Source organism: Planococcus ruber (genome assembly GCF_022819085.1).
GTDB lineage: Bacteria > Bacillota > Bacilli > Bacillales_A > Planococcaceae > Planococcus > Planococcus ruber.
Map to the genome: position 1 here is coordinate 1,133,922 of NZ_JALHAG010000001.1, position 17,392 is coordinate 1,151,313.

15 protein-coding genes are annotated in these 17,392 nt (G+C 44.9%); 9 read left to right on the top strand and 6 right to left on the bottom strand.

The genetic code is table 11. The annotated features are described in order from the left end of the window. The first annotated feature begins 109 nt into the window (after positions 1 to 109). A complete protein-coding gene (locus tag MTR82_RS05800; protein ID WP_246808241.1) occupies positions 110 to 1,837 on the top strand; it encodes an ABC transporter ATP-binding protein in 1,728 nt (575 codons plus the stop codon). After that, a complete protein-coding gene (locus MTR82_RS05805) occupies positions 1,830 to 3,653 on the top strand; it encodes an ABC transporter ATP-binding protein (RefSeq protein WP_246808563.1) in 1,824 nt (607 codons plus the stop codon). Before MTR82_RS05800 ends, MTR82_RS05805 begins: the two co-directional genes overlap by 8 nt. Positions 3,654 to 3,692: 39 nt before the next feature. Here MTR82_RS05805 and MTR82_RS05810 read toward each other — a convergent pair whose 3' ends face one another. Next, positions 3,693 to 4,742, bottom strand: coding sequence for an acyltransferase family protein (locus MTR82_RS05810; RefSeq protein WP_246808243.1), 1,050 nt, complete (start codon positions 4,740 to 4,742; stop codon positions 3,693 to 3,695). A gap of 193 nt (positions 4,743 to 4,935) precedes the next feature. On the opposite strand from MTR82_RS05810, the gene MTR82_RS05815 reads away from it, so the two are divergent. Next, positions 4,936 to 5,781, top strand: coding sequence for a GNAT family N-acetyltransferase (locus tag MTR82_RS05815; RefSeq protein ID WP_246808244.1), 846 nt, complete (start codon positions 4,936 to 4,938; stop codon positions 5,779 to 5,781). A gap of 76 nt (positions 5,782 to 5,857) precedes the next feature. Here the strand turns inward: MTR82_RS05815 and MTR82_RS05820 are convergent, their stop codons facing one another. Next, positions 5,858 to 6,364, bottom strand: a complete 507-nt coding sequence (locus MTR82_RS05820; protein ID WP_052650597.1) for a YusW family protein — start codon at positions 6,362 to 6,364, stop codon at positions 5,858 to 5,860. 130 nt (positions 6,365 to 6,494) lie between these two features. On the opposite strand from MTR82_RS05820, the gene kynA reads away from it, so the two are divergent. Beyond that, entirely contained in the window at positions 6,495 to 7,349 is an 855-nt protein-coding gene (gene kynA / locus MTR82_RS05825; protein ID WP_246808245.1) for a tryptophan 2,3-dioxygenase, read from the top strand. 25 nt (positions 7,350 to 7,374) lie between these two features. After that, the gene (locus MTR82_RS05830; RefSeq protein WP_246808246.1) at positions 7,375 to 8,088 is read left to right on the top strand and encodes a glycerophosphodiester phosphodiesterase; all 714 of its coding nucleotides are present in this window, start codon (positions 7,375 to 7,377) and stop codon (positions 8,086 to 8,088) included. A gap of 67 nt (positions 8,089 to 8,155) precedes the next feature. On the opposite strand, the gene MTR82_RS05835 is transcribed toward MTR82_RS05830, so the two are convergent. The 4 genes from MTR82_RS05835 to MTR82_RS05850 all read right to left on the bottom strand — a co-directional run bounded on the left by MTR82_RS05835 (position 8,156) and on the right by MTR82_RS05850 (position 12,374). Continuing rightward, positions 8,156 to 9,175, bottom strand: a complete 1,020-nt coding sequence (locus MTR82_RS05835) for a DUF2804 domain-containing protein (protein WP_246808247.1) — start codon at positions 9,173 to 9,175, stop codon at positions 8,156 to 8,158. A gap of 126 nt (positions 9,176 to 9,301) precedes the next feature. Further along, positions 9,302 to 10,159, bottom strand: coding sequence for a DegV family protein (locus MTR82_RS05840; protein ID WP_246808248.1), 858 nt, complete (start codon positions 10,157 to 10,159; stop codon positions 9,302 to 9,304). 137 nt (positions 10,160 to 10,296) lie between these two features. Further along, on the bottom strand, positions 10,297 to 10,863 hold the full coding sequence (locus tag MTR82_RS05845; RefSeq protein WP_246808249.1) for a glycerol-3-phosphate acyltransferase: 567 nt from the start codon (positions 10,861 to 10,863) through the stop codon (positions 10,297 to 10,299). 137 nt (positions 10,864 to 11,000) lie between these two features. After that, the gene (locus tag MTR82_RS05850) at positions 11,001 to 12,374 is read right to left on the bottom strand and encodes a dipeptidase (protein WP_279576971.1); all 1,374 of its coding nucleotides are present in this window, start codon (positions 12,372 to 12,374) and stop codon (positions 11,001 to 11,003) included. A gap of 146 nt (positions 12,375 to 12,520) precedes the next feature. On the opposite strand from MTR82_RS05850, the gene MTR82_RS05855 reads away from it, so the two are divergent. The 4 genes from MTR82_RS05855 (at position 12,521) to MTR82_RS05870 (ending at position 17,349) form a co-directional block, all read left to right on the top strand. Then, positions 12,521 to 13,765 carry a CNNM domain-containing protein gene (locus tag MTR82_RS05855; RefSeq protein ID WP_246808253.1) on the top strand — a complete coding sequence of 415 codons (1,245 nt, stop codon included), beginning with the start codon at positions 12,521 to 12,523 and terminating at the stop codon, positions 13,763 to 13,765. Between the two features lie 177 nt (positions 13,766 to 13,942). After that, positions 13,943 to 15,001 carry a YkvI family membrane protein gene (locus MTR82_RS05860; RefSeq protein ID WP_052650604.1) on the top strand — a complete coding sequence of 353 codons (1,059 nt, stop codon included), beginning with the start codon at positions 13,943 to 13,945 and terminating at the stop codon, positions 14,999 to 15,001. 238 nt (positions 15,002 to 15,239) lie between these two features. Beyond that, a complete protein-coding gene (locus tag MTR82_RS05865; protein ID WP_052650605.1) occupies positions 15,240 to 15,776 on the top strand; it encodes an RNA polymerase sigma factor in 537 nt (178 codons plus the stop codon). 112 nt (positions 15,777 to 15,888) lie between these two features. Continuing rightward, complete coding sequence (locus tag MTR82_RS05870; RefSeq protein WP_246808254.1) at positions 15,889 to 17,349, top strand: phospholipase D family protein; 1,461 nt, start codon at positions 15,889 to 15,891, stop codon at positions 17,347 to 17,349. Positions 17,350 to 17,392: the final 43 nt, after the last annotated feature.

Below are 17,392 nucleotides of genomic sequence, written 5' to 3' on the forward strand. Positions count from 1 at the left end.
TGCATCCCCTTTTTTACTTTCTAATGACTTTTGCTACCTGTTGTCAGAAAACTGTGGCATAATAGTCAACAAAAGATTCGTGTTTCGAAATGTTTAGGGGGCTACACCGATGAAGACTGTATTTGCATACGCTAAACCCTATAAAATCCCCATAATTTTTGCGTTATTTCTTATGTTGCTTGAACTAACGGTTGAGTTGATGCAGCCGCTCGTCATCGCCAAAATCATTGATGATGGCATTTTGGAAGGGGATCAGGACCGGATTGTCCAATACGGAATTGTCCTGATGGCCCTTTCATTTATTGCTCTGGTGTCGGGCATTGTGAATTCTTACTATGCTGCGCACGTCTCCCAAAGTTTTTCGTTTGATCTTCGCAAGGCCGTTTACGGCAAGATCCAATCCTTTTCACTGGCGACGTTCAATAAGTTTCCGGCTTCAGGGCTTATTACCCGATTGACCAGTGATGTGACGCTCGTCCAGCAGATTTTGTTTATGGGATTGCGCATCATGCTGCGTGCACCGCTTCTTGTTGTCGGCAGCATGATTATGGCGCTGGTGGTCAATGCGAAGCTCGCGATTTATCTAGTTCTGGTGTTTCCTTTCTTGTTGGCTTTTTTATATTTCATGGTACTAAAAGGCGTCCGCTACTTCAGCTTTGTCCAACAGCGGCTGGATCGCCTGAACCGGATGATCCAGGAGAATCTGCAGGCTGTCCGGTTGATCAAAGCCTATCTTCGCGGCAAGTATGAAGCGAATCGCTTTTCCGAAGTGGCCGATTCTTTAAAAATAGATACCGTCAAAGCATTCCGGATCATGGAAACGATTTTGCCGATTTTGCTATTTGGCATGAACCTCTCGCTGCTCGCTGTTTTATGGTTCGGCGCTTCTCACATTCAGGCAAACGGCGCCCAAATAGGCGAGCTGGTGGCGATTGTCAACTATGCAATGCGAATGACCGGGGCCTTCTCCATGTTCTCGTTCATCATCATGGCTTTTGCCCGTTCAAAGGCTTCATCTGAACGGATTGAAGAGATTCTATTGGCTGAAAATGTCTTGGAGAAGGATGGACAAGGGAAACAGGCGGCTGTCGAAAACGGATCAGTCGTTTTTGAAAATGTTTCCTTCTCTTATCCGGGAACTTCCGCTCAAGTTTTGAAAGACATTTCGTTTGAAATAAAACCGAACGAGAAACTGGCGATTATGGGTGCTACCGGTTCAGGGAAATCCTCGCTGCTGCAGCTTATTCCGCGTTTTTACGACGCAACTGAAGGCAGCGTGCGGATACATGGCATAGACGTCCAAGAATGGTCATTGCCGGCGCTGCGCAAAAGCATCGGCATTGTGCCGCAGCAGTCGCTCCTGTTTACGGGTACGATTTCAGATAACCTTTCTTGGGGGAAAGACAAAGCGGTGCAGGATGAACTCGAGGATGCGGCCATGAAAGCGCAAATTCATGATACGGTCGAACATTTCCCGAAAGCTTACGGTACAAGAGTCGGACAGAAAGGCGTCAATTTATCCGGCGGCCAAAAGCAGCGGCTATCGATTGCCCGTGCGCTAGTCCGAGAGCCGTCCATTCTGATTTTAGACGACAGCACAAGCGCTTTGGATGTGAAAACGGAAGCGGCTTTATGGGAAGAACTCGACCGGGAACGCGCGACAATGCTTGTCGTTACCCAAAAAATCCGGACAGCCATGAAAGCGGACCGGATTCTGCTGCTGGAAGAAGGCGAGGTTTCCGCTTACGGAACCCATAACGAACTGTTGGAAGCATCCGCTTTATACAGACAGATAGCCTTGTCACAACAGGAAGAAGAGGTGGATGAATATGTTTGATGCGATCCGGCGCCCTTTTGGATATGAACCGGTCATCCGAAAAGAAGATCTGAAAAAGAAAGACGCTAAAAAGACGGAACGGGCAAATAATTGGAAATCAACGCTTTTGCGGATCTGGAAACTTGTAGACGAACACCGCCTCTTATTGATTGCTGTATTGTCTTTGGTTTTTGTCAGTTCGGCACTGGCTCTTTTAGGGCCGTTTCTGATCGGCCATATCATTGACCAATATATTGTGCCGGAATCTTTTGACAGGATGGGCATCATCATTGCCTGGCTGGTTGTGGTGTATATCGGCCATTCCGTGTCCTTGTATTTGCAGAATTACTGGATGGTTGGCATAGCCCAGCAAGTCATTTACCGGATGCGGACCGGATTATTCGAACATCTTCAGCGTTTGCCGGTATCCTTTTTCGATAAGCGGCAGCACGGCGAATTGATGAGCCGGATGACGAATGACATCGAAAATGTCTCTTCTACATTAAACAGTTCGTTTATCCAAGTGTTTTCAAGTTTGCTGACTTTGACGGGAACAGCGGTGGTCATGCTCTGGCTCAGTCCGTTGCTTACGGTATTGACGCTCATCATTATTCCGTTGATGTATGTTTCAATGCAATGGATTACGAAACGCACCGGACGCCTTTATAAAGAGCAGCAGCACGCCATCGGTGAATTGAACGGCATGATCGAAGAGACCATTTCAGGGCAGAAAATCGTCAAAGCTTTTTCTCAGGAACCTCGAGTGATGGAAGAATTTTTGGAAAAAAGCGAGCGGCTGCGCCAAACCGGCTTTTGGGCCTGGACCTACTCCGGTTTTATTCCAAAGGTGATGAACTTTCTGAACAACGGAAGTTTTGCCATCGTTGCTGGCGTTGGCGGGATATTGGCCCTCAACGGCAGCGTGTCGATTGGAGTAATTGTGATCTTTACAGAGTATGCACGGCAATTTACACGTCCACTAAATGACCTGGCCAACCAGTTCAACACGGTATTATCGGCAATTGCCGGGGCAGAACGCGTTTTTGCCATCATGGAAGAAACGGAAGAGAAAGACGACCAAGCAGTGAATGCGGAGAAAGAATTGCAAGGCTATGTGGAGTTCGATAAGGTCTCCTTTAAATACGAAGGCGCCGAAGAGGATTGGACGATCCGCGATGTCAGCTTTCATGTCGGAATTGGCCAGACGGCTGCTTTAGTCGGCGCTACAGGTGCCGGCAAAACGACCATCATGCAATTATTGGCCAGATTCTATGATGCCAACGAAGGCGAGATCCGTTTGGACGGCACTCCAATCGGATCAATGCCGAGAGAAACGTTGCGTAAGCAAATCGCTTTTGTCCTTCAGGATCCTTTTTTATTCGAAGCCAGTGTGTATGACAATATTCGATACGGCCGGCTGGACGCGACAGAAGAAGAAGTGAGGGAAGCGGCCGAAAAAGCCAATGCCCATGAGTTTATCGAAAAACTTCCAGATGGCTATGAAACGATTCTCAAAGGCGACGGCTCGATGATCAGCCAAGGGCAAAAGCAATTGCTATCGATTGCCCGGGCATTGATCGCGGACCCGGTAATTCTTCTTTTGGACGAAGCGACCAGCAGCATCGATACTGTCACTGAATTGAAAATCCAGGAAGCGCTTGAACGCTTGATGGTCGGCAGAACGAGCTTTGTCATTGCCCACCGTTTGAATACGGTCCGAAAAGCCGATGTCGTGTTCGTCATGGAAATGGGGCAGCTGGTGGAGTCAGGTACTCAGCAGCAGCTTCTTGAACAAGGCGGAATTTATGCAAACATGCTCGCAGATGCAAAATTATAGAACGAAAAAGCGATTCCATAGGACATGGAATCGCTTTTTTTAATGGCTTTGGACAGCGGATCGCGGTTTGAACCGGCCGATCAGGATTTCTCCAAGCGGAATGGTTTTAGGGATCAGAATGGACAAGGCGATTGGAACCATCAATCCAAAGAAAGAATAAGTAAAGACATTGTACGGCAAGAAATCTTCCACCATAAAGCCGATGAAAATGTGCAAATACATAATCGAAATCGAATGGGCCTCAATTTTTTCAAACCAAGGCATACGGATAATCGGCGTGACTTTTTGAAAGAAGCCGACGACGACAACAGTAAAGGCCAAAGGAATGACTAAGTCCAGTACAGCATGGTCATAGCGGAGAAATTTCATGCTCAAATGGTAATCAATCCAGCCCATTTCATCTGCACGGAATGCAGCAAAAGCAATTGCGGCTGCTGCAGCTAATGCGTACAGAGGGATATTCATCCAGAATTTCTTGAAATAATAGCCGATGGCAAAGTAAACGACCGCCATCAAGACAACATCCAGGTTCCAAATCATCGGAATTTGCATAGAGGCGATATCAGGTTCGTTTGCTAGGCTCATCGCAAAGGCGCCTTCAATTTCAGCAGCGGCGTAGCACGCTGCGAGAATCAGGAATTGGAACCGGCGCTTCAGCCGCGTGATCCAGAGAAACAGCAAGTGAGTAGCGAACATCACGGTGATAAACCAGAAGACGCCGTGCTCTCCGCGCAGGAAACGGCCCCCGACAATCAGTTCAATCAGGTCTTGCTTTAAAAAAGCCGCGGTAAAGGTGCCTTCTCCAATAGCCATTCCATATTTAATAGATGTGAGAAGAAGCAAAAAGAACAAGTAAGGAACCATCAATTGCATCAATCTTTTATGGATGGCAGGTTTTAATTTATGGTTTTCGGTGATAGGTTTAAAAAATAACCCACTTAGAATAAAAAATGCAGGCATATGAAACCAATAGATGTATTTAATGAATGGAAAATCGGTCATTGTCGGACCGGAATAGTGTCCGACCACAACGAGGATCATTAAAAAGCCTTTCGCTGCATCTACCCAAGTTAAACGTGCTTTAGCCATTTTGACTACCTCCGGAATTTTGCTAACCAGAATAGTATAGCCGAAGAGGCGGCGATTTAAACCGTTGTTACACAACGGTAAAAGTTCGTTAAATTCTGTGATCATGTGATACCATAAGCTAAAGAATGTCATCATAATATGTTGTGTTAAATTTTGTAAAAAAAGCGGGTAACTAAAGAAAGGATGGTGGGAAATGAATATTTCGCTATCAATTGAATCATTTCCATTGGATTCCTATACAATCCAAGACATGAGGCAATTGCTGAGAGAATTTGAAGAGGATTACAGGGGAGTTCTCCAAGAAGCTTCCTGGAGTCAGCCAAATGTTCGAGGTTTTGCTGTTTTAGCTTATACAGAGGATGGGCGGCTTATCGGTTTTGCGACTTCTGTGGATATAGTCAATCTCCATCATTATGAATGGTCTGTGCTCGTGCATCCTGAATACCGGCGGATGTCGATCGGTTCTGCACTTGCTGACGGTATCCATCATGGGCATGCGCAGCGGCAGGCATATGCTCAGCATGCAGCTTTTATTGAAAATCCGGACGCAGAGAAATTTCTGCAGAGTTTGGGGTATGAGCCTGATTTCAAAGAAATTCAGATGGCTGCGGATGCTTTAAAAGAAATGGCTTTGCCGGAGGGGTTTGCCATTCTGCCATTTGAAGGCCCAATAGAAGAATTGGAACCGCTGCTCGTATCAGCTTTCGATGAAGGGATTTTGCCGGTCATCGCTTTTAATCAAGCCGAAGAAGGCAGAGAAATCTGGGTGATGAAAAAAGACGGAGAATTGGTTGCTACAGCTACGCTTGTCCAGGAAGAAGGCGTTTTATGGCTGACAGCTTTTGCTGTAGATCCGTCCCAGCAAAGAAAAGGGTACGGCAAAGCCTTTCTGTTATGGAGCCGCTACATGGCCCATGTCCAAGGGATGGAGCAGATTATGCTGGACGTTGAGACGGCCAATGATGCCTTGCACGTTTATCAAAAAGCACAATTTGAACCTGTCCAGACCATTGCCTATTGGACAAAACAAAAAGCGTAAGAGAGAAGAATAAATTTCAGGCATTTCAAAACCCGCCTGCTAATGCAGGCGGGTTGGAAGCGGCTGGGCATATTCGTTAATTTTGGGCTTTGAATTCTTTTTCAGTACCATCTTCAAAACGGACTTCAACTTCCATTGAAGTATAGCCGTCTTCCAAGCCGAATGCTTCTACGACTTGCTGGATTGCTTCTTCATCCGTGGAGTCCTTTGTAATTTCAAGTTGCTGGAAGGCAGGTTCAAGTTCATCCATTGCATCATTCCCGGATAAATTCTGTTCAGAGAAACGGTTGGCGTATTCGGCTTCGACTTTATCCCGATCTTCTTCATAACTGATATCAATGGCATCATCGAGTTCAGGATAATCGGCGTCAACGCTGAATTCAGTGAAGCCGAATGTTCCGCCGCCGATATTCTCTTCTTCAACGCCGCCGCTTGGGCTCGCATCGCTTGTATTTTCAGATTCCTGCGTCTCCTGCTCAGGCGCTACGGGTTCAGTTACTTCATCTGAATCGCCGCATGCTGCCAAAACCATAGCAGAAGAAAGCATGAGGGCTGTCAATAAAGGTTTTTTGGTTGAAATCATAGAAGTCATCCTTTCGATTATCATTCGTTAGTAGTAAGTATTCCCGATTTCCAGCTTTTTAATCGTTATTTTAGAATAGTTAAGATCAATGCCGAGCTTAGTGGAAGAAGAGCCAGAACGGAGTTTTAGAATGGATAAGTATACAAATGGCCAAAATATAGCAGCTGCAGCTGAAAAGAACATTCGCACAGATTTTAAGGAAAGCATGACCTATGGTGAGTATTTGCATTTGGATAAATTATTGGATGCACAAGACGGAGTAAGCGGGCATCACGATGAATCGCTCTTCATCATCATTCATCAAGTATCTGAATTATGGATGAAACTCATTTTGCATGAGTTGCAGGCGGCCATCCGAAATATCGATGAAGATGATCTGCAGCCTGCGTTCAAGCAAATGGCCCGTGTTTCCAAAATCCAAACTCAGATTATCCAGGCTTGGGATGTATTGGCTACGATGACGCCTGCTGAATATATGGAATTCCGAGGCGATTTAGGCAATGCCAGCGGATTTCAATCTTATCAATATCGGTTAATTGAATTTGCGTTGGGGTATAAAACAAAACACGTACTGAAAATCTATGAAAAAGATGCAGCTCTTTCTGAGACGTTGAATGAGGCTTTTCAAAAGCCCGGATTATACGATGCTGCCATCCAAAAGTTAGCGAGAAGCGGTATTAAAATCGATGAAGCGGTTTTGAACCGGGATATCACCATGGTCTACGAACCTAACGAAAGCGTTAAAGCAGCATGGAAGACGGTTTACCGGGACGTAGACACACATTGGGAGCTCTATCAGCTGGCAGAAAAACTTGTGGATATTGAAGATTCCCTTCAACAATGGCGGTTCCGCCATATGAAAACGGTAGAACGCATTATCGGCTTTAAACAGGGGACAGGTGGATCTTCGGGCGTCCATTATTTGAAAAAAGTGCTGGACCAATACTTTTTCCCGGAACTTTGGGAATTGCGTTCAGATATTTAAGTGATTAAGCAAGGGGAGAGAGAAGATGAAGATTTATGCACATAGAGGCTGTTCAGGGACGCATCCCGAAAATACATTGGCTGCTTTTAAAGCAGCGGCCGAATTGCCGATTGATGGAGTGGAACTTGATGTACACTTGACGAAAGACGGCGAGGTCGTCGTTATCCACGATGAAAAAATCAATCGCACGACAAATGGAAAAGGCTATGTAAAAGACATGACCTTGTCGGAACTGAAGAAATATGATTGCGGATCTTGGTTTTCAGAGAAATGGGAAGGCGAACGGATTCCGACTCTTGATGAAGCACTGGAAGTTTTTGAACATACGCAGCATCGCCTTAATATTGAGATTAAGTCGGATATCTTCCCGTATGATTCCTTGGTCGGCAAAGTGATCGACAGTGCTGAGAAATATGGAATGGGCGACCGCATTGTCATCTCTTCGTTCAATCACGAAGACATCCAAAAAGTATGCCGGGATACCGATGTAGAAACAGCTATTTTAACCTCTCAGATTTTCGTGGATGTATACGATTATGCGCGCGTCATCGGCACCACACGCATCCATCTGTCTTTGCCTTCCGCATTTCGGAGAATGGCTACTGACGCTTTGCGTAAAGGCGCGATTGTCTATGTCTATACAGTAAACAGCCTGGAGTATGCAGCAGAGCTCCGGAAAATAGGCGTCCATGGAATTTTCACGGATTATCCGGAACGCATGCTCACTGAAATCAAATAAAGAGGCGCCCATGGGCGCCTCTTTTGATTTATAAAGAAAGAATTAGAGCTTTTTCAAGTACAGAATTTCACCATTTCGCGTAATGTTCTTCAACGGCTCCAAGCATTTGAAGGATTTTGACTTTTTTGCCGTCAGGATAGCGGACGTAGCCATTGTAATAGCCGAAAAGCTGATGGACTTCGGATTTAACCACCCGGACATCCGTTTTTGAAACCCGTTCGAAAAATGGCGTAAAAGTAAGTTTGACATCGTCCGAGAATTTGGTATGGATCAGCCAAGGTTCCTTGTAGTTCTCTTTATTGTAATGAAAAATGACATCCTCGTGGATTTTGGTCATTTTGCCATTGACGAAAAAGGCATTTTCCGTCATACCGGTTCCGTCTGTCCATTTGCCGCCAAAATTCAAGGCGATTGATTTTCCGAGCGAACGTTGGGAAGCCATTCCCCAATTCCACGAAGATTCACGCGGCCAAACACCGCGGCCGTAATCGAGGACAGCGAAGCTTTCATCCGGTTCAAATTCAAAACGCTGGCTGCCGATCTTTACTTCGCCCGAAGTCGGGAGAGAATGGTGTTTGCCAGTGAATTGAAAGGTCTGGCGATTCCACGGAATGACGACGTTCAACGATTCATATGATTCAGGATGCCGGATGGCAAGCGATGCTTGAAGCGGCTCTCCGTCAAAGTCTTTGACATGGACGTTGAGACGGGTCTGGCTTTCTTTGTATTCAAAGTTAATATCCATCTCCTCATGGCGGAAATGGCTCGTATCCAGCACTTCATTCGGCAATCTAAGTTGGCGGGTAAACGGCACCACCACCGTTTTTTCGAAGAAGCGCTGGGTTTCGTAATTCAAAAAATAGACAAAGCAGACAGTTGCGTAGTCCAAGTGGCTGATGGTTGCCGAAAACATGATCTCTTCTCCGAAAACACACCAATAATTCCATTTTTTCTTTCGCATAAAATTGCCGCGCAAGTTGCTGATGACAAGCGGCTGGCGCGCATATCCAATCGCTCCGGGATTTAATTGGCCTTTTGCGTCACAAAGCATTACATTTTCCGTAAGTTCCCGTTCAACATGTTGCATTAAATCCACCTCACTCATCATTCTACTTCCTATTGTATCAGACGAGTTGTCAAATAGCCGATATGACTAGCCTAAAAAAGCAAATTTTCAAATAGGGAAATGGCCTGTGTACAGGTGGAACAACAATTAAATAGCAGGTTTTCTCCACATTAAAGCAATCGTGCCTTCACCGGCATGGACCGCTAAAGAAGAACTTAAGTCTCCAATCAATATTTCGGCTTGCGGCGCGATTTTCAGCACTTCCTGCTTTAAGCTTTCAGCTTCTCCGTGTACATTGGCATGCATGATTTGGAAACGCTCAATCCCGTATTCCTGATGGTCCTGGTTTGCATGGTCGATTAAATATTGGATGGCTTTTTTATGCGACCGCACTTTATCAATCGGCTGCAGTTCGCCTTCAGCAGTAATCTGGACGATCGGCTTTACTTTAAGCAGGCTGCCCAAATAATATTGGGCGCCGCTCATCCGCCCCCCTTTATAAAGCTGGGAAAGGTTGCCGATTAAAATGTAATTGCGGAAATCATGGGTTTCCTGCTCCAGGCGATGCGCAATTTCTTCAGCCGTTTTTCCTTGCTGTGCAAGAAGCATTCCGCGTTCAATCAATCCGCTCAGTCCGTAGGAGAGCGCAAGGGAATCCACTGCATAAACCTTAAATCCGGTCATTTCAGCTCCAGCAGTTGAAGAGGCGATCGTGCCGCTCATTTTAGCAGATGCATGAACAGCGATTGCGCATTCATACTGATCCTTTAATTTTTCATAAAGCTCTGCAAATTTCCCGGCAGACGGCTGTGAAGTTTTAGGGAATTCTTTGGCGCTCTTGATTTTTTCATACAGTTGGGTATTAGAAAGGTCGACTCCGTCATCAATGTATTCTTCAGCATCAAAGTGGATATTCAACGGGACGACATACACATCCGGATGGGATTGGAATTCGTCGGTTACATAGCCTGTCGTATCCAGAATCCACGCAATTGGTTTTTTCATAGGTTTAATCATCCTATCATTTAAGAATTTTGAATAATTAAACTATAGCACGAATAATATTTTCCTGATAGAGAAAACAGGGAGAGAAGGTAAATGGTTAAACGAATGAAAGAAAATAACTCTTTACAGAATAACTTTTAAGCGTTTGGAAAACGCAGGCTGAATGATTCGGTGATATCTTTTTGGTGCTTCGCCAAAATGAGCACAATTGCTGCGGCCATTGGCCAGCAGGAAGGTATTTCACCGCTGAGAAAAATCCCGATGAGATAGGCGGCCATAGCAAATAGCATGGTTAACGTAGCGCTTTTCACAAACGGTAAAAAGATGAAAAAAACGATAAACATAACCGCGAAAAGTTCGGGCGTCAAATAGAGCGTGGCTCCAATAAAGGAAGCAATTCCTTTTCCGCCTTTTCCTTTCAGCCAGAAGGGAAATAAGTGTCCGCAAATGACCAATAGACCGCCGACTGCAACGGCCCATTCATCGTATTCCAGATAACGGCCAAGCCAGATGACCGCAGCGGACTTTAACGCGTCGCCGAGAAATGTCAGAAAAAAAGCCGTTTTTCCTATGACGGCACCTGCATTCCGCGCGCCCAAATTCCCGCTGCGCTGCTGCCGAAGATCGACGCCTTTCCATTTGCCGACCCACCAAGCTGTCAAAAAATTTCCGATAAGGTACGCTGCCATCCAATACAAAATCATGAGTTTCCTCCCGAATGCCGTCTTTTCTTCTATTTTATACAGCTTGTGCTCTAGAAGGAAGGAAGTAATGGATTCTACTTAATATGAAGGCAAAAAAAAGCCCCTGCTTTAGGGAAATAAAGCAGGGGCCAAGCATCTTATAAATTTGCAGCTTCGAAAAGGTAATCGCTGATGACGCGAAGGCCTTTATCGAAATTCTCCAGATGGAAATGCTCGTTTGGTGCATGGAAGTTTTCTGAAGAGAGGCCAAAGCCCATCAATACAACAGGGAGGCCGAGAACTTCATCGAAAACTGCCACAATCGGTACGGAACCGCCCATTCGTGTAAAGGCAGTCGGCACATTGTAGACTTTTTCATACGAGCGGCCGGCCGCTTGGATCGCTGGATGATCGTATGGCGTCAAGAAAGGCTTCCCTTTGTCGAAATCAGTGATTTCAACGGTGACGCCCGCTGGTTTGTGGGCTTCGATATGTGCGCGCAATTTAGCGACGATGTCATCCGGGTCTTGGTTAGGAACTAAGCGGCAAGTAATTTTTGCACTGGCTTCTGCCGGCAGGACGGTCTTGATGCCTTCTCCAGAAAACCCGCCAGTGATGCCGTTGATTTCCAACGTTGGACGGATCCAAGTGCGTTCAACGAAAGAATAGCCTTTTTCGCCGAAATCTTCTGAGATGCCAAGCTCTTTTTTCTCATTTTCCAAATCGAATTCAAGCGACGCAAATTCAGCGCGTTCTTCGTCGGATACGGGAAGCACATCTTCATAGAATCCTTCCACTTGAATCACACCTTCTTTATCGCGGAACGATTCCAAAATTTCTACTACAGCATGCAGTGGATTTTGAACGGCGCCGCCGTATAAGCCGGAATGCAAATCTCCTTTTGGCCCTTTCACATCAATTTGAATGCCGGCGAGGCCGCGTAGGCCGTAGCATACCGCAGGGCGTCCAGGGCCTTGCATGCCGGTATCTGAAATGACGATGACATCGGCTTTCAGCTGTTCTTTGTTTTGCTCGACGTATTGCGGCAAGTTCGGGCTGCCGACTTCCTCTTCGCCTTCAACAATGAATTTAATGTTGACCGGAAGTTCGCCGTTCAATTGTAGCAACGCTTCGACAGCTTTTACATGCATAAAAGTCTGTCCTTTATCATCGCTCGCACCGCGAGCAAAAAGTTTGTTGTCACGGACTTGCGGATCGAATGGAGCAGATTCCCACAGATTAAGCGGGTCGACAGGCTGGACATCGTAATGGCCATAAACTAGCACGGTCGGTTTGCCTTCTGCATGGAGCCAGTCAGCATAAACAACCGGATGCCCTTCAGTTTCAAAAACTTCTGCATTTTCAAGTCCTGCTTTCAGCATTGCCTCTTTTAGCCATTCAGCGCCTTTTCGGATATCGTCTTTATGCTCAGACAGCGAAGAAATGGAAGGGATGCGCAAAAATGCCTTCAATTCTTCTAAATGTGCTTCGCGATGGTCTTTAAAATATTGGTCGATTGCTTGTGCATTCATAATATCCCTCAATTCTTCTATTTTTATTATGGGGAAATTATAACATACGAGATATGGTTTTCGACATTTGGAAAATCGCTATGGTATAATTATGGATACGGAAAGAACTCGTAAAATCTGTGTTTAATACACTGGAGGAACCAAATTTGTTTATTGCATTAGGATTCTTTTTAATGATGTCGTTTTTCTTATCGGGAAGCGAAACGGCTTTAACAGCTGTAAATAGGATGAAGGTCCATCTTCGCGCTGAGCAGGGCGATATAAAATCGCAAAGACTGCAAAAATTGATAGCGAAGCCGGACCGGATGATTACTACTATTTTAATCGGTAATAATATCGCGAATATTATGCTGCCAACTTTAGTTACAACTATTGCGATCACTCGCGGATGGGAAGTAGGGGTAGCGACTGCTGTTTTGACCGTGGTGCTGATCCTTTTTGGAGAAGTGTTGCCGAAAACAATTGCAGCCACGTTCGCGGATAAAATGGCTTATATTGTGGCTCCGGTCATTTCAATATTAGTAGCCATTTTAAGACCATTGACTTGGCTGATTTCCCAGTTCACAAATATTTTTATCCGTGTCATCTCAAAAGGCACTGTTAAAGAAGCGACATTAACAAAAGAAGAATTGCGTTCAATGGTGGACATTGCCTCTACAGAAGGGACCTTTGAAGAAGACGAATCGGAACGGATTAAAGGCATCCTTGATTTCCCAAATAAAGATGTTTCGGATGTCATGTCTACTCACCGCACCGATACGGTCGGGATTTCAATCGATTCGACGTATGAAGAAGTCCGAGATTTAATCTTGGAATCATCATATACCCGTTATCCGGTCTATGAAGAAAGTATGGATAATGTTGTCGGTTTGTTCTATTCGAAGAAATTGATCGAATGGTCGATGGATCCCAATCTGACATTGCAAGAGTTGATGGATGACAATCCCTTATTCGTTGTCCAATCGGTGAGCGTCGAAAAAGTGTTTAAGATGATGATGTCGAAGAAAAAGCACATGGCGGTCATCTTGGATGAGTACGGCGGGACTTTAGGCATTGTAACGCATGAAGATATCATTGAAGAAATGATCGGCCAGGACATCGAAGATGAGACCGATATTGAAGACGACGAGCTTATTTTTGAAATGACCGATACGCAGCTGGTTTGCCATGGCCGTTTAGAAATTGAAGATGTAAACGAAATGTTTGAAGTGGATGTTCCGGATGACCATGATACAATTGCGGGATTTGTCATGCAGCAGCTTGGACATGTACCGGATGAAGGCGAAGAATTCTCTTATGAAAACCTTCATGTAAGGATCAACGAAATGGACCGCAACCGGATAATGCGGTTGACGATTACAAAACAAAATGAAGAAGAAGCATTTGCTTAAAAGCTCTGTCTCCGGACGGAGCTTTTTTTATGCTGAATAAAAGGAATGCCTCTTCTTGTGCATTAATTATGTTAAAAATAGCCAGTTTATATGAGTGCTTAAAAAGGTAAAAAAGAATATCTAGGGAATTTTACATAGAAAAAACAATTAAATAAGGCATTTGGAAAGGAGCAATTTATGAAGAGAAGTTTAAAGATTGCGAGTGCATTTATTGGCATTATAGTAGGTGCGGGTTTTGCTTCCGGCCAGGAAATTTTGCAGTATTTCACAAGCTTCGGCTATTGGGGGTTGGCAGGTGTCATATTATCCACCCTCCTGTTCGGCTATTTAGGGAAAATACTGACAGGGCTTGGCAGCAGGCTGCAAACAAAATCTCATGAAGAAGCAGTCTTCCGGATTGGCGGGAAAGTAATTGGGCGAATTATCGATTATACGTTAATCATTACATTATTCGGCATTTTAGTCGTAATGATAGCCGGTGCCGGTTCAATTTTTTCTCAGCAATTCGGACTTTCGCCAGTAGTCGGCAGAATTACGATGATCTCGCTCGTCATATTAACGATTATGCTCAATGTTAAAAAAGTGATTACGATTATCGGAAGCATTACGCCTCTTTTGATTGTTATGGTGGTCGGAATAGCCATCTACAGCTTGTTCACATTGGATACAAGCTTTGCTGAGTTGGATCCAATTGCTAACGAGCAATTATCAGCTGGCCCTAATTGGTTTATCTCAGCTATTAATTATGTTTCGTTAGCTATCGCGTTAACGACTGCGATGGCACTGGTTCTTGGAGGCGCCGAAAAGAATGAAAAGGTTGCAGCACGCGGAGGTTTGATTGGCGGAATTATTTTTGGCGCGTTGATTTTACTCAGCTATTTTGCCATTTTTTCAAAAGTTGACATCGTGGGGACAGCTGAATTGCCGATGCTGAGAATCGCGGATAATATTTCACCGATACTCGGCATTGTCATGGCCATCGTTATTTTTTGTATGATTTATAACACGGCAGTTAGTTTGTTGCTTTCGTTCTCAGCCCGGTTTACCCCAATTGGCACAAATAAATTTAGAATTTTTGTGATTGTGGCAGGCATAATTGCTTTTGGGCTAAGCTTTGTCGGGTTCACCCAATTGGTCAACTGGCTCTATCCGGCGATCGGCTACATTGGCCTGCTGCTGGTGGGCGCTTTGATTTTGGCGGATATTCGAAAGGTCGGAAGGCCGGCAAAGAAATGAATAAAAGATGAAAGAACAAAAGCATTGCTTCGGCAATGCTTTTTGCTGTTTTCTGAGGGATGTTCGTGTATTTGATAACACCTTCTGGTTTTTATTTGGAAATATTACACTTTTGTAAGTGAAATGAAAGTGAAGGCGATAGAGTGAAAGCTTCGTTTCAGGCACAATAAGGGTAACAAGAAACGGGAGCGGCCTTCACCGGGCTGCTAAGCGAAAAAATCGGATGGAGGCAATCATCATGGAAAGTTTATATATAGAGTACAACCGCTACATTTATCATTTGTGTTTGAAACTGACGCGCAACAAAGCGGAGGCAGAAGATTTAATGCAAGAGGTTTGGTTGAAGGTCGTGCGCTATGAATCATCCATTCAGGAAGTCGATCATGTAAAAGCTTGGCTGACAACGATTTGCATGAACACTTTCCGTGATCGCTACCGCAAAAACGTCCGCCGCAGCAAACACATCCAGCAGCAGCCGGAAGGGCTTGATGTCTCGCTATTGGATTTAATTCCGACAGATGAAGCAGGAGCACCTGAACTATTGGAGCAGCAGGATGTATCGGTCATGATCCGCAGCAAGATTTCAGAGCTTGACGCCATTTACCGGACGACAATTGTCTATTTCTATGTGCATCAGTTGTCATTGATTGAAATTGCAGAAGCGATGAAAGTGTCGATCGGAACGGTAAAATCGCGTTTGTTCCGAGGCAAACAACGCTTAAAAGATATGCTTTTGGAAGATGCACGCACACGGGAATATGTCCAAACAGCTTAAATACGAGTAAACAAAAGAATTTTGAAGCCAATCGACTTTTCGATTGGCTTTTTTTTACAGTTAATTAATAAATTCCTTTTCTGTTGTTATTGCTATAATAAAGGCAGAGGAGATGAATCGATTGAAGAAAAGAGCAAGAAATTGGAGCAAGCGCAGAAGAATTGTCTACGCCACTGCAGGCGTTCTCGCGCTGATATACATAGCTATCATTGTTTGGCATACCTATAAACCACTTCCTCCAGGCGTTTCCTACACAAGCGAATTGCATGAAGTGGAACAAGTGGAGATGTTTTATGATCTTTCGTATGCTCAAGATAAAGAAGGAAGCGGAATGGAGCACGAATTGAGGATTTTTGACGAAATCAACAGAATAATCGACCGTGCAGAAGAATTCATCGTTTTGGACTTTTTCCTATTTGATAATTATAACGATCAAAAAGTGAAATTCCCGGAAGTCGCCGATCAGTTGACCGAGCAGCTTCTAAAGAAAAAAGAAGCCTTTCCCGACATGCCGATTTATTTTATTACGGACCCGCTCAATCAAGGCTATGGATCCTATGACAGCGAGCTGCTCGATGCATTGGAAGATGCCGGTGTAGAGGTGATCGTCACCGATCTCGACAAGCTGCGTGACTCGACGCCATTGTATTCGGGATTCTACCGCGCATTTTTCCAATGGTTTGAAACGGATGGAAAAGGCTGGCTGCCGAATGGCATGTCGAGCGATGCGCCGGATCTGAAATTGGCTTCCTACTTGAAAATGATGAACATCAAAGCCAATCACCGGAAGGCGATTGTGACGGAGCAGGAAGCGTTGATCAGTTCGGCCAATCCCCATAATGCCAGCGGCTTCCATGGAAATATGGCATTTAAGGTCAGCGGACCTATTGTGAATGACATTTTGGAATCGGAAGAAGCCGCATCGAAAATGTCAGGTGGCCCTGAACTTCCCCGGGCGGACGTGAAAGAGCAGCAAGGAGAATACCAAGTTCAGTATGTAACGGAAGGGAAGATTTTAGAAGCGCTGCTTCAAGATTTTGATAAAGCGAAAAAAGGCGACCGCATTCGCTTAGCGATGTTTTATGTAGCGGAAAGCGATATTGTAGAAGCGCTGACAGAAGCAGCGAACCGGGGAGTGGAAGTCCAACTGATTTTGGATCCAAACCAGAACGCTTTTGGAAATGAAAAAACCGGGCTGCCAAACCGTCCTGTGGTCAATGAAATGCTTGAAGAATCGGACGATCAAATCCAGGTCCGCTGGTACAATACCGTAATTGGCCAGTTCCATACCAAAACCATCATGATTGAAACGAAAGATGAAACGATCATTTCCGGCGGTGCCGCCAATTATACAGAGCGGGCCTTGGACAATTACAATCTGGAAAACAACATCCGCATCATTGCACCGAATAACAGTGAGCTGACGGACAATATGAACAATTACTTTGATCGTCTTTGGGAAAATGAAGATGCACTTTACACCTTGGATACCGAAGAGTATCAAGACACGTTTTCATTCCTGCAGCGCGGCATCTACGGATTCCAGAAGCTGTTCAAACTGACGACCTATTAAAAAAAGGCTTTTCGCAAATAGATGCGAAAAGCCTTTTTAATTT